Origin of the sequence: Pantoea phyllosphaerae (assembly GCF_051025595.1) — a bacterium.
Taxonomy (GTDB): Bacteria; Pseudomonadota; Gammaproteobacteria; order Enterobacterales; family Enterobacteriaceae; genus Pantoea.
This window is the reverse complement of sequence record NZ_JBPFDE010000009.1, coordinates 1-16,968: the sequence shown is the minus strand read 5'-3', so window position 1 is coordinate 16,968 and position 16,968 is coordinate 1. Positions and strand designations below refer to the sequence as shown.

The window sequence follows — 16,968 nt, the reverse complement described above, 5'->3', positions numbered from 1 at the left end:
GGCTGCATTTACAGCCCTGCATGGAACCACCCTATGGACTATCAGCTCGATCTTAACTGGCCCGACTTTATTCAGCGCTACTGGCAAAAACGTCCGGTGCTGCTTAAGCGCGGTTTTAAAAACTTTATCGATCCCATCTCTCCTGACGAGCTGGCCGGACTGGCGATGGAAAATGAGGTGGACAGCCGTCTGGTCAGCCATAACGACGGCAAGTGGCAGGTGAGCCACGGTCCTTTCGAAAGCTACGATCATCTGGGCGAAAACAACTGGTCGCTGCTGGTGCAGGCGGTGAACCACTGGCATGAGCCCTCTGCGGCGCTGATGCGCCCGTTTCGCTTTTTACCTGACTGGCGCATCGACGATCTGATGATTTCCTTCGCCGTGCCGGGCGGCGGCGTCGGCCCGCACTTCGATCAGTACGACGTGTTTATTATTCAGGGCACCGGCCGTCGTCGCTGGCGCGTCGGCGAGAAAGTGCCGATGAAGCAGCACTGTCCGCACCCCGACCTGCTGCAGGTCGAGCCGTTCGACGCCATTATTGACGAAGAGATGGAGCCCGGCGACATTCTCTATATTCCGCCGGGATTCCCGCACGAAGGCTATTCGCTGGAGAATGCCATTAACTACTCTGTCGGCTTCCGCGCGCCGAGCGGCCGCGAGCTGATCAGCGGCTTCGCCGACTACGTGCTGGCGCGCGAGCTGGGCAGCTACCGCTACAGCGATCCTGAGGTGCCGGCGCGCGACTGCCCGTCGCAGATTCTGCCGCAGGAGATTGAAGGCATTCGCAAGGTGATGCTCGACGTGATCGATCAGCCGGAGCATTTCGCCAGCTGGTTCGGGGAGTTTATCTCCCAGTCGCGTCACGAGCTGGACGTCGCCCCGCCGGAGCCGCCCTATCAGCCCGATGAGATTTACGACGCGCTGCAGCAGGGCGATACGCTGTCGCGTCTTGGCGGCCTGCGCGTGCTGACCATTGGCGAGGCGGTGTTTGTCAACGGCGAGCGCGTCGAGTGTTCGCAGCCGGAAGTGCTGACGGCGCTGGCGCACCGCCATACGCTAAGCCTGGAGGATTTCGGCGAGGCGCTGGACGATCCGTCGCTGCTGGCGCAGCTTGCCGCGCTGGTGAACGCCGGATACTGGTACTTTGGCGACGCCGAGTAGAACCACCAGACGACTCAAAAGCTCAAACGCGGGTGGCATGGAGCGAAGAGCAAAGCGTCCCACGCCAGGGATAAAAACGCCGGGAGCGTTTTTAAACAACGCAGCGCGTTGGCCCGGTAACGGCGCACCTCAGGGATGAGGCGCGTAGCTACGCGGGCCGAGCGAGCAGGGATGCGTTTAGCGACTTTGCGATCGCTCCACGCCGTCCGCGTAAGCGCTGCGCCTACTGACGGGGACGTTTTTTACCCCTTTTTCTCCGCCGCCAGCTCCGCCAGCCGGACAATCACCTCCACCGACTGCGCCATAATATTGAGCGAGGCGAACTCGTGCTTGCCGTGGTAGTTATAGCCGCCGGTAAAGATATTCGGGCACGGCAGTCCTTTCCACGACAGCGCAGATCCGTCGGTGCCGCCGCGAATCGGCTTCACCTTCGGCTCGATGCCGCAGTCGCGCATCGCCTGCAGCGCCAGCTCGATAATATGCGGATGCGGCTCTACCTTCTCGCGCATATTGCGATAGCTGTTGCTGATCTCGACCGTAATAGAGCAATCTTTGTGCAGCCCGGCGTTAAGGCGCTCGGCGATCGCCGTCAGCACCTGCTTGCGCTGCTCAAAAGAGGCGGTATCGAAATCGCGAATAATGTACTGCAGCTCGGCGTGCTCAACCGTGCCCTTCATCTGATGCAGATGGTAAAAGCCCTCATAGCCGTCGGTAAACTGTGGACGCTCTTTCGCCGGCACCTCGGCATGAAACGCCGTCGCCACGTCGAGCGCGTTCACCATCACGCCTTTCGCCGAGCCGGGGTGCACGTTATTGCCGACGATCTTCACCACCGCCGAGGCCGCGTTGAAGTTCTCATATTCGAACTCGCCGAGATCGCTGCCGTCGATGGTATAGGCCCAGTCGGCGGCGAAGCCTTCGACGTCGAAGTGCGAGGTGCCGCGGCCAATCTCTTCGTCAGGGGTAAAGGCGACGCGAATGGCGCCGTGCGGAATATCGCTTTTGGCGAGGCGCGCCATCGCCGTCATGATCTCGGCGATGCCCGCCTTATCGTCAGCGCCGAGCAGCGTCTTACCGTCGGTGGTGATCAGGGTATGGCCGATCAGCTTATGCAGGATCGGGAACATCACCGGTGACAGCACCTCTTCGCCCGTGCCGAGCGCGATATCGCCGCCGCGATAGTTCTCAATAATCTGCGGGTTTACATTCTTCGCGGTAAAATCGGGCGAGGTATCCATATGGGAAATAAAGCCGATTACCGGCGTTGGCCAGTCGACGTTGGCGGGCAGCGTGCCCATCACGCAGCAGTGATCGCTGAGCGAAACGTCGATAAAGCCGAGCGCAATCAGCTCTTCCTGCAGCTTGCGCGCCAGCGTCCACTGCCCTTCGCTGCTCGGCACCTGACGCGCCTGCGGTTTTGCCTGCGTCTCTACCGCCACGTAACTTAAAAAACGTTCAAGTAACTGATCCATATGCCATCCTTCAAAAGAAGCCGACCATCATTATCAACAGTCGCGTTCGACGCGTGTTGCGTCATATCATTATCTGACAGGTTAACCTGCGCTGTGCGTTTGCAGAAGAATCTTTTAACAGGACTGTTAACATAAGTGGTCAGGGAAGCGGAGAACAGCCCAGTCGCCTCTTTTCACCGCCAAAACATGGCATTGCCCTGTTTTTCAGGTATCATCGCGCCCTCTCGCTGGCTGGCCGACGTAAACGGCTATGCTGTAACCTGTTCGACCCTATTACCGACTGAGTGACTAAAATGACGCAAACACGCGCGCAGCAGGCGCTGGTTACGCTTTCTGGCATCAGTAAAGCTTTCGACGGCAAGTCGATTATCAGCGACTTCAACCTGACCATCGACCACGGCGAATTTATCACCCTGCTTGGCCCGTCGGGCTGCGGCAAAACCACTATTCTGCGGCTGATCGCCGGGCTGGAAGAGGTCGACAGCGGCCGCGTGATGCTGGATGAGAGCGATATTACCGATACGCCCGCCGAGCATCGCCACGTCAACACCGTCTTTCAAAGCTACGCCCTCTTCCCGCACATGTCGGTGTTTGAAAACGTCGCCTTTGGCCTGCGCATGCAGAAAACGCCCAATGCGGAGATCGCCGCGCGCGTCAGCGAGGCGCTGGCGATGGTGCAGCTGGAGAGCTTCGCCGATCGCCGCCCGCATCAGCTTTCCGGCGGTCAGCAGCAGCGCGTCGCCATCGCGCGCGCGGTGGTGAACCGCCCTAAAGTGCTGCTGCTTGATGAATCGCTTTCGGCGCTCGACTATAAGCTGCGCAAGCAGATGCAGAACGAGCTGAAGGCGCTGCAGCGCAAGCTCGGCATCACCTTTGTGTTCGTGACGCACGACCAGGAAGAGGCGCTCACCATGTCCGACCGCATCGTGGTGATGCGCGACGGTAAAATCGAGCAGGACGGCACGCCGCGCGAAATCTACGAAGAGCCGAAGAATCTGTTTGTGGCGCGCTTTATCGGCGAAATCAACGTGTTTGATGCCGACGTCCTCGACGCCAGCGCCGCGCCGCGCGTGCGCGCCCGCGTCGAAGGCCGCGAGTGCGATATCCACTGCCCCTTCCCGGTCAGCGTGGGCGATCGCCTGCATGTGCTGCTGCGCCCGGAAGATCTGCGCGTCGACGAGGTGCACAGCGACCAGGCGGTAGAAGGCCTGATCGGCTACGTGCGCGAGCGCAACTACAAAGGCATGACGCTGGAGTCCACCGTCGAGCTGGAGAACGGCAAGCTGGTGACGGTCAGCGAATTTTTCAATGAGGACGATCCTGACTTCGATCACTCCCTGAATCAAAAGATGGCGGTGAACTGGGTTCCCAGCTGGGAGGTGGTGCTGCCCTATGAAGCTGATGCGTAACCGTTTCCAGAAAGGCGTCACGGCGCTGATCGTCGGCTGGCTGGCGCTCTTCGTGCTGCTGCCGAACCTGATGATCTTCGTTACCAGCTTTCTGACGCGCGACGACGCGCACTTCGTCCGTATGGCGTTCACCCTCAGCAACTATACGCGGCTGCTCGATCCGCTCTATGGCGACGTGCTGCTGCACTCGCTCAATATGGCGGTTATCGCCACGCTCTGCTGCCTGCTGCTGGGCTATCCCTTCGCCTGGTGCCTGACAAAGCTGCCGGCGCGCCTGCGCCCGCTGATGCTGTTCCTGCTGATCGTGCCCTTCTGGACCAATTCCCTGATCCGCATCTACGGGCTGAAAATCTTTCTCAGCACGCGCGGCTGGCTGAATGACTTTCTGCTGTCGCTCGGCGTTATCGAGACGCCGTTTCGCATCATGTATACGCCGCAGGCGGTGATCCTCGGCCTGATCTACATTCTGCTGCCCTTTATGGTGCTGCCGCTCTACTCCAGCCTGGAAAAGCTGGATCGCGCCTGCCTGGAGGCGGCGCGCGACCTCGGCGCCAGCAAAACGCAGACCTTTTTCCGCATTATTCTGCCGCTGACCATGCCGGGCATCGTCGCGGGCTGTTTGCTGGTGCTGATCCCGGCGATGGGGCTGTTCTACGTGGCGGACCTGATGGGCGGCGCGAAGAATCTGCTGATCGGCAACGTCATCAAGAGCCAGTTCCTCAACATCCGCGACTGGCCATTCGGCGCGGCGACCAGCATCGTGATGACGCTGCTGATGGGGCTGATGCTGCTGTTTTACTGGCGCGCCGCGCGCCTGCTGAATAAAAAGGTGGAGCTGGAATGATCGCACGCCTGCTACGCGGCGGCTTTATGGCCGCGATTTACGCCTGGTTTTATATCCCTATCGCCATTCTGATCGTTAACTCGTTCAACGCCTCGCGCTTCGGCATCAACTGGCAGGGCTTCAGCACCCAGTGGTACAGCCTGCTGGTGAATAACGACAGCCTGATTCAGGCGGCGCAGCACTCGCTGATGATGGGGGTGCTCTCTGCCAGCTGCGCGACGCTGATCGGTTCGCTCACCGCCGTGGCGCTCTACCGCTATCGCTTTCGCGGCAAGCCCTTCGTCAGCGGCATGCTGTTCGTGGTGATGATGTCGCCCGATATCGTGATGGCGATCTCCCTGCTGGTGCTGTTTATGCTGCTCGGCATTTCGCTCGGCTTCTGGTCGCTGCTCTTTTCGCACATCACCTTCTGCCTGCCCTTTGTGGTAATTACCGTCTACTCGCGGCTGAAGGGGTTTGACGTGCGCATGCTGGAGGCGGCCAGGGATTTGGGCGCCAGCGAAACCACGATTTTACGTAAAATTATTCTGCCGCTGGCGATGCCGGCGGTGGCGGCGGGCTGGCTGCTGAGCTTTACCCTGTCAATGGATGACGTGGTGGTCTCCTCGTTCGTCACCGGGCCGACCTTTGAGATCCTGCCGCTGAAGATCTATTCGATGGTGAAAGTCGGCGTTTCGCCGGAGGTGAACGCGCTGGCGACGATTTTGCTGCTGCTGTCGCTGCTGTTAGTCGGCATCAGCCAGCTGTTGCTCCGTGATAAAACCAAATAGAGGATTGATGATGAAAAAATGGTCTCACTGGCTGGCGGCTGGGGCGCTGGCGCTGGGCATGCAGGGCGCGCAGGCTGACGAGGGCAAGACGCTCTATTTCTACAACTGGACCGAATATGTGCCGCCGGGGCTGCTGGAGCAGTTCACCAAAGAGACCGGCATCAAGGTGATCTACTCCACCTACGAGTCCAACGAGAGCATGTACGCCAAGCTGAAGACCTGGAAAGATGGCGCCTGGGATCTGGTGGTGCCCTCGACCTACTTCGTGGCGAAGATGCGCAACGAAGGCATGCTGCAGAAGATCGACAAGGCGCAGCTCAGCAACTTTAAAAATCTCGACCCAAATCTGCTGAATAAGCCGTTCGATCCCAATAACGACTATTCGATCCCCTATATCTGGGGCGCAACGGCGATCGGCGTCAATACCGACGCGGTGGACGCGAAGTCGGTGCAGAGCTGGGCCGATCTCTGGAAGCCGGAGTATAAGCAGAGCCTGCTGCTGACCGATGACGCGCGCGAAGTGTTCCAGATGGCGCTGCGTAAGCTGGGTCTCTCCGGCAATACCCGCGACCCAAAAGAGATCAATGCCGCCTATGAAGAGCTGAAGAAGCTGATGCCGAACGTGCTTGCCTTTAACTCCGACAATCCCGGCAACCCCTATATGGAAGGGGAAGTGAATCTTGGCATGATCTGGAACGGTTCCGCCTATGTGGCGCGTCAGGCGGGCACGCCGCTGGAAGTCATCTGGCCGAAAGAGGGTGGCATTTTCTGGATGGATAACCTGGCGATTCCGGCTAACGCGAAAAACAAGGCGGGCGCGCTGAAGCTGATTAACTTCCTGCTGCGTCCCGACGTGGCGGCCAAAGTGGCGGAAACCATCGGCTACCCGACGCCGAACCTCGCGGCAAAGGCGCTGCTGCCGAAAGCGGTGGCGAGCGATCCGTCGCTCTACCCGTCAGCCGAGGTGATTAAGCATGGCGAATGGCAGAACGATGTCGGCGACGCCAGCGTGCAGTATGAGACGCTGTTCCAGAAGCTAAAAGCGGGTCGGTAACAAAAAGGCGGCAAAGCCGTCTTTTTGTTGAACCGGTGCCAACGCGGGTAGCCTGGTCCGATCGCAAAGTCGCTCAAGGCATCCCTGCGCGCTCGGCCCGCGACATCCTTGTCGCGGGACGCTTTGCTCTTCGGACCAGGCTACCCGCTTGCTAACATTTGTGCGGCCTGACTAAAAAGCCATTACTTATACAAACTCCGCAAAAAACCATCCACAAACTGCGGCACTTCCTGGCTCGCCAGCCCGTAGTGACGCTCGGCGAACTCGTTGCCCACCTGGCTCGGCTCCAGATTCAGCTCCACGGTATGTGCGCCCTGCAGTTTGGCCTCATGCACAAAGCCCGCCGCCGGATAGACATGCCCCGAGGTGCCGATGGCGACAAAAAGATCCGCCTTCTCCAGTGCATGGTAAATCTCCTCCATGCCGATCGGCATCTCGCCGAACCACACCACTTGCGGACGCAGCGGCGCAGGAAACTGACAGCAGGTGCAGCGATCGTCCGTCGTCAGATCCTTATTCCACTCAATCACCTGACCACTGCTGGTGCAGCGCACCTTCAGCAGCTCGCCGTGCATATGCAGCACGCGACTGTTGCCCGCGCGCTCGTGCAGATTGTCGATATTCTGCGTCACCAGCAAAAAGTTATCGCCCAGCACCTGCTCCAGCTCGGCCAGCGCCTTGTGCGCGGCGTTGGGCTGGATCTCACTGGACTGCAGCGCGCGGCGGCGCGCGTTGTAAAAACGCTGCACCAGCTCAGGGTTGCTGCGATAGCCTTCCGGCGTCGCCACATCCTCTACGCGATGCTCTTCCCACAGGCCGTCGGCGGCGCGAAACGTCTGGATACCCGACTCGGCCGAAATGCCCGCGCCGGTCAGCACCACCACGAACGGCTGCGGATGGGCCGCCAGCTCAACCTGGCGATCGCGCTCGAAAATACGCTGGCGAAAACGCTGGTGCACCTTGCGGCGGGTCTTCTTATAGCGGGCGAGGCGCAAGCGTCGACGCGGTGTGCGCATAAAAACTCCTTATGGGCGACGTCGAGCGCCGCCAGAAATCTCAAGTGTAGCGGCCGCGTATGACAGCGCGATGCCGCCGTTTTCGCCGTGCTACTGCCCGCTGAGCACGCGCGCCGGATCGATGCGGCTGGCGCGCCGCGCCGGATACCAGCTCGCCAGCAGGCTCAGCACGATGGCCGTCAGCAGCACGAAGCCGACATCGAGCCAGTGCAGCTCCGAGGGCAGAAAATCGATAAAGTAGATATCGCCCGCCAGCAAATGATGGCCGGTCAGCGATTCCAGCCCGCGCACCAGAGGGGTGAGATTGAGCGCCACCAGCACGCCGATGACCACGCCGCTGACGCTGCCGAGCAGCCCAGCCAGCAGGCCGTACCAGATAAAGATGGCGCGGATCAGGCCATCTTTCGCGCCCAGGGTGCGCAGGACGGCAATGTCGCTGCTCTTCTCCTTCACCGCCATCACCAGCGTCGAAACGATATTGAAACAGGCTACGCCAATCACCAGCACCATCGCCAGATACATGATGGCGCGGATCATCTGAATATCGCGGTACATATAGCCGAAAGTGCCAATCCAGCTGCGAATATAGACGTAGCCGTGGGTCGCCTCGCCCGCGTCGCGCACCAGCTTCACCGCCTGAAAGGGATCCTGCATCTTCAGGGCGATACCCGTGACACTGTCACCCATATCGAGGTATTTTTGCGCGTCCGCCAGCGGCACCAGCGCCAGACTGTGGTCCAGCATGCCGCTCAGCTGCAGAATGCCGCTCACCTGCAGGCGAATGCGTTTCGGCTGTAGCAGCTTCGTGCCGCCATCGTTATTGGGGATCAGGATAGTAATCCAGCTCCCCTGCCTGACGTTCAGCGTGCGGGCGATGCCGCCGCCTAAAATAATCTGCTGCTTGCCGGCGGCGAAGGTTTTCCAGCCGTCGCCTTCAACGAACTGCGGCAGCGCGCTGAGGCGCGGCTCCTGGGCCGGATCGACCCCTTTCACCTGCAGCGCCTGCAGCTTTGCCCCGCTCTCGATCAGCCCGGTAAAGTTCACATAGGGCGCGGCGGCGGCGATGCCGGGTACCTGCTCTACAGGCACAATCAGCGACTGCCAGTTGCGGAACGGCTGATTCACCGCCTCAATCTCGCCATGCGGCACCACCGCCAGAATACGGTTGTTCAGCTCGCGTTCGAAGCCGTTCATGGCGCTCAGGCCGACGATCAGCACCGCCACGCCCAGCGCGATGCCGAGCGTCGAAATAATCGAGATCAGCGACACCATGCCGCCGCCGCGGCGACCGCGGCTGAAGCGCAGCCCTAACAACAGGGATAACGACGAACCCATCAGAGCGCTCCTGCTAAGGTCACCTGCTCGCTAAGCTGACCGTCACGCATCTCCATCTGGCGCGACAGGCGCTGCGCCAGATGCAGATCGTGCGTCACCACCAGAAAGGCGGTGCCCTGACGGACATTCAGCTCGCCCAGCAGTTCAAAAATGGCGTCGGCGTTGCGCGCATCGAGGTTGCCGGTCGGCTCATCCGCCATCACCAGGCGCGGACGGTTGACCAGCGCGCGGGCGATAGAGACACGCTGACGCTCGCCGCCCGACAGCTCTGACGGACGATGATGCGCGCGCTTCTCCAGCCCCACCGCCGCCAGCATTTCGCGCGCGCGCTGCTGCGCCTCCGCCTTGCTGACTTTGCCGATCAGCAGCGGCATCGCCACGTTTTCCAGCGCGTTGAAGTCGGGCAGCAGGTGATGGAACTGGTAGATAAAGCCCAGCTCGCGGTTGCGCAGCGACGCTTTCGCAGAAGAGGACATGGCGTTCAGCGACTTGCCGTCAAACACCACGTCGCCGGCGGTCGGCGCGTCCAGGCCGCCCAGCAGATGCAGCAGCGTACTTTTGCCGGAGCCGGAGCTGCCGACAATCGCTACCAGCTCGCCGGGCTGCAGGCTAAAGGTGACGTTGCGCAGCACGTCGGTCTGCACGCTGCCTTCCTGATAGCGTTTGCACAGCTCGCGGCACTGCAACAAAGGGGTGTTACTCATAACGTAAAGCCTCAGCGGGTTGAACGGCGGCGGCGCGCCAGGAGGGATAGAGCGTCGACAGCAGCGCGACGACCATCGCCGTAACGGCGATGGTCACCACCTGCCAGACATTGATGTCGACCGGCAGCGCCGCGCCATCTAAAAACAGGCCAATAACCGGCATCAGATTATTGAGCTGGCTGGCCAGCAGCACGCCCAGCAGCGTGCCGAGCAGCGCGCCGATAATCCCGGCGCTGGCGCCCTGCACCATAAAGACCGCGACAATCTGCCGGCGCGTCAGCCCCTGGGTTTGCAGGATCGCTACCTCGCCCTGCTTCTCCATGATTAGCAGGCCAAGCGAGGTAATAATATTAAAGGCGGCGACGGCGACGATCAGGCTCAGCAGCAGCCCCATCATGTTCTTCTCCATGCGCACCGCCTGGAAAAGATCGCCCTTGCGCTCGCGCCAGTCTTTCCACACCAGTCCGGCAGGCAGCGCCTGCTGGCTCAGCGCATCCACCGCCAGCGGTTTGTCGAGCCACAGACGCCAGCCGGTGATGTTGCCCGCCGGATAGCGCATCAGGCGCGAGGCGTCCTGCTGGTTAACCAGAATCTGGTAGCCGTCCACTTCGCTGTTGGCGGCGTAGGTGCCCGCCACGGTGAAGAGACGCTGGCTTGGCACGCGGCCCATCGGGGTAAACTGGCTGACCGACGGCACCATCAGGCGCAGCTCGTCGCCGCGCTTAACGCCAAGCTGCGTCGCCAGCTGCTCGCCGAGGATCACGTTGTACTGGCCCGACTGCAGCACGCTTTGCGGCGTGTTGACCAGATAAGGCGTGAGCGGATCTTTCTCGTCGGGCTGAATGCCGAGCATCACGCCAACCGAGACGTTATGCGCGCTCTGCAATACCACGTCGGCAGTGGTGAGCGGCGCCATGCGGCTGACGCCCGCCAGCTTGAGGCTTTCAGCGGGCTGCTGCTGCGGGTTGATGCTGCCCTTCTCGCTGGTCACCAGCGCCTGCGGCATCAGGCCGAGAATATTCCCCTCCAGCTCGCGTTCAAAGCCGTTCATCACGGACAATACGGTGACCAGGGCCAGCACACCGAGCGTGATGCCGATAGTGGAGAGCCAGGAAACGAAGCGACCAAAGCGATCCGATGCTCGCCCGCGCATATAGCGCAGGCCGATAAATAGCGCGACAGGTTGATACATGTATTCCGTCTTGGCAGTTGCCTGAAAGTAGACCAGTGATGATAAAGGAGGCGTTCGGTTTATGAAACCTCTAACCCGCTGAGTACGCGGCAAAGTGTGGCCGATTTTCGTCAAAAAGAAATCCCGCCAGACTCGTCTGTACGTTTAATCACCTGCCGTGCGGTTAGGCTACACTTTAAGGTGGAGTCAGCAACCTGCTCCTGAGGCGCTGGAGGAAACACCATGTTCAAATATCCCAAAGGCAGCATTGTGAAACATAAGTCGGGAGAGATAAAAGGCGAGATTGTTAACGTTTTTGAACAGGGAGACGCGCCCACCGGCTACTACGTTAAGTGGGACGACGGCAACCACAGCTACCATCTGGAAATGGAGCTGAGCTGGGCGAACGTCGATCGTCCGCGCATGCACTATACCCAACCATCCGCTAAATAACTCGGCCACCGCGCAAAGGAAAAACCGCCGCAGCAGGTGATCGCCAGGGCGTAATGTGGAATCATGACGCCCTGGAAAAAATGGAGAGAACCACAAGATCCCATGTCCGAACAGATCCGCTATGCCCTGCCCGTAAAATCCGGCGATCGCCGCCAGCTCGGTCAGCTGATCGGCGCCGCGCACGCGGTAGAGTGCGCCAGCATAACCGAGCGCCACGCCGGTCCGGTGCTGATGATCACTCCCGATATGCAAACCGCGCTGCGCCTGCTGGATGAAATCCGCCAGTTCACCGATCTTCCCGTCAGCCATCTCGCCGACTGGGAAACGTTGCCCTACGACAGCTTCTCGCCGCATCAGGACATTATTTCGGCGCGCCTGTCGACGCTCTACCAGCTGCCCACCATGACGCGCGGCATGCTGATTATGCCGGTAAATACCCTGATGCAGCGCGTCTGTCCGCATCCTTTTTTACACGGCCACGCGCTGGTGATGAAGCAGGGGCAGAAGCTGTCGCGCGATCGCCTGCGCGATCAGCTGGAGCAGGCGGGCTATCGTCACGTCGACCAGGTAATGGAGCATGGCGAATATGCCACGCGCGGCGCGCTGCTCGATCTCTTTCCGATGGGCAGCGATCAGCCCTACCGCATCGACTTTTTCGACGACGAGATCGACAGCCTGCGCCTGTTCGACGTCGACAGCCAGCGCACGCTGGAAGCGGTGCCGGCGATTAACCTGCTGCCAGCCCATGAGTTCCCGACCGACAAAGCGGCAATTGAGCTGTTCCGCACCCGCTGGCGCGAGCTGTTCGACGTGCGCCGCGAGCCGGAGCATATTTATCAGCAGGTGAGCAAAGGCACCCTGCCCGCCGGCATCGAATACTGGCAGCCGCTCTTCTTCGAGCAAGAGCTGCCGACGCTGTTCAGCTACCTGCCCGACAATACGCTGGTGGTGAACTGCGGCGATCTTAACGGCAGCGCGGAGCGCTTCTGGCAGGACGTCGAGGCGCGCTATGAAAATCGCCGCGTCGATCCCATGCGTCCGCTGCTGACGCCGACCTCGCTCTGGCTGCGGCCAGATGCGCTGCTGGGCGAGCTGAACCGCTGGCCGCGCGTGCAGATGACCAATGAGGCGCTGCCGGAAAAAGCGGGTAATACCAATCTCGGCTACCAGCCGCTGCCCGATATCGCCGTGCAGGCGCAGGCTAAGGCGCCGCTCGATCCGCTGCGCCAGTTCCTCGATGGCTTTAGCGGCCAGGTCACCTTCTCGGTCGAGAGCGAAGGCCGCCGCGAAAGCCTGCAGGAGCTGCTGGCGCGCATTAAGCTGCGTCCGCAGACGGTGCGACATCTCGATGACGCCAGCAGCGAGCGCTATACCCTGATGATCGGCGCCAGCGAGCGCGGCTTTGTCGATACGCAGCGCGACCGCGCCCTGATCTGCGAAAGCGATCTGCTGGGCGAACGCGTCAGCCGACGCCGCCAGGATACGCGCCGCACCATCAACCCCGATATTCTGATTCGTAACCTGGCTGAGCTGACGCCCGGTCAGCCCGTGGTGCATCTGGAGCATGGCGTCGGACGCTACATCGGCCTGACTACGCTGGAGGCGGGCGGCATCATGGCGGAGTATCTGATGCTCTCCTACGCCAACGACGCCAAGCTCTACGTCCCGGTCTCCTCGCTGCACCTCATCAGCCGCTATGCCGGCGGCGCGGATGAAAACGCCCCGCTGCACAAGCTGGGCAGCGACGCCTGGACGCGCGCGCGGCAGAAAGCGGCGGAGAAAGTGCGCGACGTCGCCGCCGAGCTGCTGGATATCTACGCCCAGCGCGCGGCGAAAGCGGGCTACGCCTTTAAGCACGACCGCGAGCAGTATCAGCTTTTCTGCGAGAGCTTCCCGTTTGACACCACACCGGATCAGGCGCAGGCGATCAACGCGGTGCTGAGCGACATGTGCCAGCCGCTGGCGATGGACCGCCTGGTGTGCGGCGATGTCGGCTTCGGCAAAACCGAAGTGGCGATGCGCGCCGCTTTCCTCGCGGTAGAGAACCATAAACAGGTGGCGGTGCTGGTGCCGACCACGCTGCTGGCGCAGCAGCACTACGACAACTTCCGCGACCGCTTCGCCAACTGGCCGGTGCGCATTGAGATGCTGTCGCGCTTCCGCAGCGCTAAAGAGCAGACGCAGGTGCTGCAGGCGGCGAGCGAAGGCAAAATCGATATCCTGATCGGCACCCACAAGCTGCTGATGAGCGACCTGAAGTGGCACGACTTAGGGCTGCTGATTGTCGATGAAGAGCATCGCTTTGGCGTGCGCCACAAAGAGCGCATCAAGGCGATGCGCGCCGATGTCGATATTCTGACGCTTACCGCAACGCCGATTCCGCGCACTCTGAATATGGCGATGAGCGGCATGCGCGACCTGTCGATTATCGCCACGCCGCCCGCGCGCCGCCTGGCGGTGAAGACCTTCGTGCGCGAATACGACGCGCTGGTGGTGCGTGAGGCGATCCTGCGCGAAGTGCTGCGCGGCGGTCAGGTTTACTACCTCTACAACGACGTCGAGAATATCGAAAAGGCGGCGCAGCGGCTGACGGAGCTGGTGCCGGAGGCGCGTATTGCCATCGGCCACGGCCAGATGCGCGAGCGCGACCTTGAGCGGGTAATGAACGACTTCCATCACCAGCGTTTCAACGTGCTGGTCTGCACCACTATTATTGAGACCGGCATCGATATCCCGACCGCCAACACCATTATTATCGAGCGCGCCGACCACTTCGGGCTGGCGCAGCTGCATCAGCTACGCGGCCGCGTAGGGCGTTCGCACCATCAGGCTTACGCCTGGCTGCTGACGCCGCACCCTAAAGCGATGACCCCCGACGCGCAGAAGCGTCTGGAGGCGATCGCCTCGCTGGAGGATCTGGGGGCGGGCTTTGCGCTGGCGACGCACGACCTGGAGATCCGCGGCGCGGGCGAGCTGCTGGGCGAGGAGCAGAGCGGCCAGATGGAGACGCTGGGCTTCTCGCTCTATATGGAGCTGCTGGAGAACGCGGTAGAGGCGCTGAAGGCGGGGCGCGAGCCGTCGCTGGAGGATCTCACCAGCAATCAGACTGAAATCGAGCTGCGCATGCCTGCCCTGCTACCGGAGGAGTTTATCCCCGACGTCAATACCCGACTGTCGCTCTACAAGCGCATCGCCAGCGCCGACAGCGAAGAGGAGCTGCAGGAGCTGAAGGTGGAGATGATTGACCGCTTCGGCGTGCTGCCGGACGCGGCGCGCAATCTGCTGGATATCGCCGCGCTGCGGCTGGTGGCGCGCAGTCTCGGCATTCGCAAAATTGAGGTGAGCGACAAAGGCGGCTTCTTCGACTTTGCGCCGCAGAACAGCGTCGACCCTGGCTGGCTGATTAGCCTGCTGCAGAAAGATCCGCAGCAGTGGAAGCTCGATGGCCCGACTCGACTGCGCTTTACGCGCGATCTGGCCGAGCGCAAGCTGCGCATGGAGTGGGTGCAGAACTTTATGGCGCAGCTGCGCGAAAACCGCGTGTAGCGGTGCGACAACGTCTCCCGCCAGCGGGAGACGTTACTTCCCTTACTTCAGCGCCATCGCATCGCGCAGCGTAAAGAAGAGATCGGTCTGGTCGGTCAGCCCCACTACGTTAGCCGCCCAGGGGCCGTAGGCCGCGACGCGCAGCTGCGTGCCGGTATGGCCCTGCGAATCGGTATCGGAGTTGCCGTAGCTGAGGGTCATCACCGCGCCGTCTTTGGTATTTAGCGCCTGCGTCAGGCCGGGCGCCTTCGTCCCGTTAGCGATGATCTGGCTGCTGTGCGCATGATCCGCCGTCACCACCACCAGCGTATTGCCCTCTGCGCGCGCAAACGCGAGCGCCTGCTGCACCGCCTCGTCGAGATCCACGGTTTCACCGATCTGCCCGCACGGGTTCGCCGCGTGATCCTGTTTATCTATGGACGCGCCTTCGACCTGCAGGAAGAAGCCGTTCGGATTGGTTTTCAGCAGATCGATCGCTTTGGCGGTCATCTGCGACAGCGTCGGGGTGGCGACCGGGCGATCTTTGTTCACCTCGCAGGTCACTGCTGCTTGCTCGATGTTGCCATAATGACTCGCCTTCGGCCCTTTCCAGCGCACCGGCATATTGCCGTCGGCAAACAAACCGAGCAGCGGTTTGTCTTTGTCGGCCGCGGTAACGGCGTTGAGTCCCTGCCAGTCGCTCACCAGCTGGTATCCCAGCGCCTGCGCCTGTTCACGCAGCGTTTTGCCCTGGTAGTCGCCCGCTTTCGCCACCTCGTTAAAGGATTTCGCGCCGCCGCCCAGTACGACGTCGGCGCGGGTTTTCAGTATCTGCTCGCTGATTGAGCCTTTACCGCCCTGCTCCAGCGCGTTGCTGGCGCACAGCTCGCTGGTTTCCTCCGGGCCGTAGCATTTGCGGCTGGTGACGTGCGCCATCAGCGCAGCGGGCGTGGCGTCCTGCAGCTCGGCGGTGGAGACGTTGCCGGTCGCTTTGCCTGCCGCTTTGGCGATCTCCAGCAGGGTTTGCTGATCCTTGCCGTTGACGTCAACGCCGATGGCACCGTTATAGCTCTTGGTGCCGGTGGCCCACGCGGTGGCGGATGCGGCGGAATCGGTCACGTAATCCGGCTTATGGGTTTTCTTGTCCAGCGAGTAATGGGTGTACTGGCCGGTAAGCGGCAGCGCATCAATGCCTTTAAAGAAACCGCCTGCGCCCTCGGCCAGGTTACGCGCGGCGGTAATTTCCGAATCGCCCATGCCGTCGCCAATCAGCAGAATAACGTTTTTCGCCGTAGTATTGCGCAGCGACGCTTTCAGCGCCTCGGTCTGGTCGCCCGTCAGGCGACGCGCGCCGCCGTGCTGGGTAATGTCGCCGGTGGCGGCGCGCATGTAGCCTGCGTCTGCAGGCGCGCTGGTGGTTTCAGCGTGCGCTGAGAGGCTAACCAGTGAGGCAAGAAGCGATAAAGTGAAGAGGCGCATCGGTTTCATCTTGTGTTCCCTTATAAGAAAAATTTACCAGAAGTTTCAGGGGGTAAGTCTGTGATGCTTTGGTGACATTTTTGTGGCTGAGAGATTTCTTTTTGATGACAATATGACCGGAACGCGCAGGGATAAATCGATTCGAACAGAGCTTAAGCGGATAGAAAAAAAGAGAAAAATAGTGCTTGACCCTTTTGGGCCGACTCCCTATAGTAGCGCCCCGTTGACCCAGCAAGGTCAGCGGAAAAAATGTGGTGAGGTGTCCGAGTGGCTGAAGGAGCACGCCTGGAAAGTGTGTATACGGCAACGTATCGGGGGTTCGAATCCCCCTCTCACCGCCACAAATTGCAGAGAAAAGCCTGAGCGAAAGTTCAGGCTTTTTTCGTTTATATTCCTCGATGAGAGGGGTATGAGAACCCCCGCCGGGGTTCGACAACGGGCGCAGCCCGTTGGACAGCGGAGCCTGCGACGCTGCCCGCAGGGCGAGCGCAGCGAGTCAATCCCCCTCTCACCGCCACAAATTGCAGAGAAAAGCCTGAGCGAAAGTTCAGGCTTTTTTCGTTTATATTCCTCGA

At 60.9% G+C, this 16,968-nt stretch carries 13 protein-coding genes, 1 tRNA gene and 1 other RNA gene; 9 read left to right on the top strand and 6 right to left on the bottom strand.

The genetic code is table 11. From position 1 onward, the window contains the following. The first annotated feature begins 33 nt into the window (after positions 1 to 33). Complete coding sequence (locus tag ACR6A7_RS13180; RefSeq protein WP_434125326.1) at positions 34 to 1,161, top strand: ribosomal protein uL16 3-hydroxylase; 1,128 nt, start codon at positions 34 to 36, stop codon at positions 1,159 to 1,161. Between the two features lie 242 nt (positions 1,162 to 1,403). Here ACR6A7_RS13180 and pepT read toward each other — a convergent pair whose 3' ends face one another. Then, complete coding sequence (pepT, locus tag ACR6A7_RS13175) at positions 1,404 to 2,633, bottom strand: peptidase T (RefSeq protein WP_434125325.1); 1,230 nt, start codon at positions 2,631 to 2,633, stop codon at positions 1,404 to 1,406. A 293-nt stretch (positions 2,634 to 2,926) separates the two neighbouring features. On the opposite strand from pepT, the gene potA reads away from it, so the two are divergent. Genes potA through potD form a run of 4 tightly spaced genes read left to right on the top strand, consistent with a single transcriptional unit; the run spans position 2,927 to position 6,710 of the window. Further along, positions 2,927 to 4,042: a spermidine/putrescine ABC transporter ATP-binding protein PotA gene (gene potA, locus ACR6A7_RS13170; protein ID WP_434125324.1), complete on the top strand. Its 1,116-nt coding sequence runs from the start codon at positions 2,927 to 2,929 to the stop codon at positions 4,040 to 4,042. After that, positions 4,026 to 4,886: a spermidine/putrescine ABC transporter permease PotB gene (gene potB / locus ACR6A7_RS13165; protein WP_434125323.1), complete on the top strand. Its 861-nt coding sequence runs from the start codon at positions 4,026 to 4,028 to the stop codon at positions 4,884 to 4,886. The genes potA and potB overlap by 17 nt, the downstream gene beginning before the upstream one ends. Further along, entirely contained in the window at positions 4,883 to 5,656 is a 774-nt protein-coding gene (gene potC, locus ACR6A7_RS13160; protein WP_434125321.1) for a spermidine/putrescine ABC transporter permease PotC, read from the top strand. Before potB ends, potC begins: the two co-directional genes overlap by 4 nt. 10 nt (positions 5,657 to 5,666) lie before the next feature. Then, positions 5,667 to 6,710 (top strand): spermidine/putrescine ABC transporter substrate-binding protein PotD, encoded by a 1,044-nt coding sequence (gene potD / locus ACR6A7_RS13155; RefSeq protein WP_434125319.1) that lies wholly within the window; start codon positions 5,667 to 5,669, stop codon positions 6,708 to 6,710. 182 nt (positions 6,711 to 6,892) lie between these two features. On the opposite strand, the gene cobB is transcribed toward potD, so the two are convergent. The 4 genes from cobB to lolC all read right to left on the bottom strand — a co-directional run bounded on the left by cobB (position 6,893) and on the right by lolC (position 10,957). Continuing rightward, positions 6,893 to 7,726: a Sir2 family NAD+-dependent deacetylase gene (gene cobB, locus ACR6A7_RS13150; protein WP_434125318.1), complete on the bottom strand. Its 834-nt coding sequence runs from the start codon at positions 7,724 to 7,726 to the stop codon at positions 6,893 to 6,895. A 90-nt stretch (positions 7,727 to 7,816) separates the two neighbouring features. Further along, a complete protein-coding gene (gene lolE / locus ACR6A7_RS13145; protein WP_434125317.1) occupies positions 7,817 to 9,061 on the bottom strand; it encodes a lipoprotein-releasing ABC transporter permease subunit LolE in 1,245 nt (414 codons plus the stop codon). Then, the gene (gene lolD / locus ACR6A7_RS13140) at positions 9,061 to 9,765 is read right to left on the bottom strand and encodes a lipoprotein-releasing ABC transporter ATP-binding protein LolD (RefSeq protein ID WP_434125315.1); all 705 of its coding nucleotides are present in this window, start codon (positions 9,763 to 9,765) and stop codon (positions 9,061 to 9,063) included. Before lolD ends, lolE begins: the two co-directional genes overlap by 1 nt. Next, on the bottom strand, positions 9,758 to 10,957 hold the full coding sequence (lolC, locus tag ACR6A7_RS13135) for a lipoprotein-releasing ABC transporter permease subunit LolC (RefSeq protein ID WP_434125313.1): 1,200 nt from the start codon (positions 10,955 to 10,957) through the stop codon (positions 9,758 to 9,760). The genes lolD and lolC overlap by 8 nt, the downstream gene beginning before the upstream one ends. A 222-nt stretch (positions 10,958 to 11,179) precedes the next feature. Here lolC and ACR6A7_RS13130 point away from each other — a divergent pair, with 222 nt between their 5' ends. Both ACR6A7_RS13130 and mfd read left to right on the top strand, forming a co-directional pair. After that, positions 11,180 to 11,389, top strand: a complete 210-nt coding sequence (locus tag ACR6A7_RS13130; RefSeq protein ID WP_033747909.1) for a hypothetical protein — start codon at positions 11,180 to 11,182, stop codon at positions 11,387 to 11,389. Positions 11,390 to 11,491: 102 nt separating this feature from the next. Then, positions 11,492 to 14,935 carry a transcription-repair coupling factor gene (gene mfd / locus ACR6A7_RS13125; protein WP_434125311.1) on the top strand — a complete coding sequence of 1,148 codons (3,444 nt, stop codon included), beginning with the start codon at positions 11,492 to 11,494 and terminating at the stop codon, positions 14,933 to 14,935. Between the two features lie 42 nt (positions 14,936 to 14,977). Here mfd and phoA read toward each other — a convergent pair whose 3' ends face one another. Next, positions 14,978 to 16,402, bottom strand: a complete 1,425-nt coding sequence (gene phoA, locus ACR6A7_RS13120) for an alkaline phosphatase (protein WP_434125310.1) — start codon at positions 16,400 to 16,402, stop codon at positions 14,978 to 14,980. 244 nt (positions 16,403 to 16,646) lie between these two features. Between phoA and ACR6A7_RS13115 the strand changes: the two genes are divergently transcribed. Then, positions 16,647 to 16,734: transfer RNA gene (locus ACR6A7_RS13115), tRNA-Ser, on the top strand. 47 nt (positions 16,735 to 16,781) lie between these two features. After that, positions 16,782 to 16,910: non-coding RNA, RtT sRNA (locus tag ACR6A7_RS13110), on the top strand. Positions 16,911 to 16,968: the final 58 nt, after the last annotated feature.

Coding starts and splice junctions, on each gene's coding strand:
- phoA (WP_434125310.1), bottom strand. CDS start 16,402: ATGAAACCGATGCGCCTCTTCACTTTATCGCTTCTTGCCTCACTGGTT.
- lolD (WP_434125315.1), bottom strand. CDS start 9,765: ATGAGTAACACCCCTTTGTTGCAGTGCCGCGAGCTGTGCAAACGCTAT.
- lolE (WP_434125317.1), bottom strand. CDS start 9,061: ATGGGTTCGTCGTTATCCCTGTTGTTAGGGCTGCGCTTCAGCCGCGGT.
- ACR6A7_RS13130 (WP_033747909.1), top strand. CDS start 11,180: ATGTTCAAATATCCCAAAGGCAGCATTGTGAAACATAAGTCGGGAGAG.
- potC (WP_434125321.1), top strand. CDS start 4,883: ATGATCGCACGCCTGCTACGCGGCGGCTTTATGGCCGCGATTTACGCC.
- potD (WP_434125319.1), top strand. CDS start 5,667: ATGAAAAAATGGTCTCACTGGCTGGCGGCTGGGGCGCTGGCGCTGGGC.
- lolC (WP_434125313.1), bottom strand. CDS start 10,957: ATGTATCAACCTGTCGCGCTATTTATCGGCCTGCGCTATATGCGCGGG.
- mfd (WP_434125311.1), top strand. CDS start 11,492: ATGTCCGAACAGATCCGCTATGCCCTGCCCGTAAAATCCGGCGATCGC.
- potA (WP_434125324.1), top strand. CDS start 2,927: ATGACGCAAACACGCGCGCAGCAGGCGCTGGTTACGCTTTCTGGCATC.
- pepT (WP_434125325.1), bottom strand. CDS start 2,633: ATGGATCAGTTACTTGAACGTTTTTTAAGTTACGTGGCGGTAGAGACG.
- cobB (WP_434125318.1), bottom strand. CDS start 7,726: ATGCGCACACCGCGTCGACGCTTGCGCCTCGCCCGCTATAAGAAGACC.
- potB (WP_434125323.1), top strand. CDS start 4,026: ATGAAGCTGATGCGTAACCGTTTCCAGAAAGGCGTCACGGCGCTGATC.
- ACR6A7_RS13180 (WP_434125326.1), top strand. CDS start 34: ATGGACTATCAGCTCGATCTTAACTGGCCCGACTTTATTCAGCGCTAC.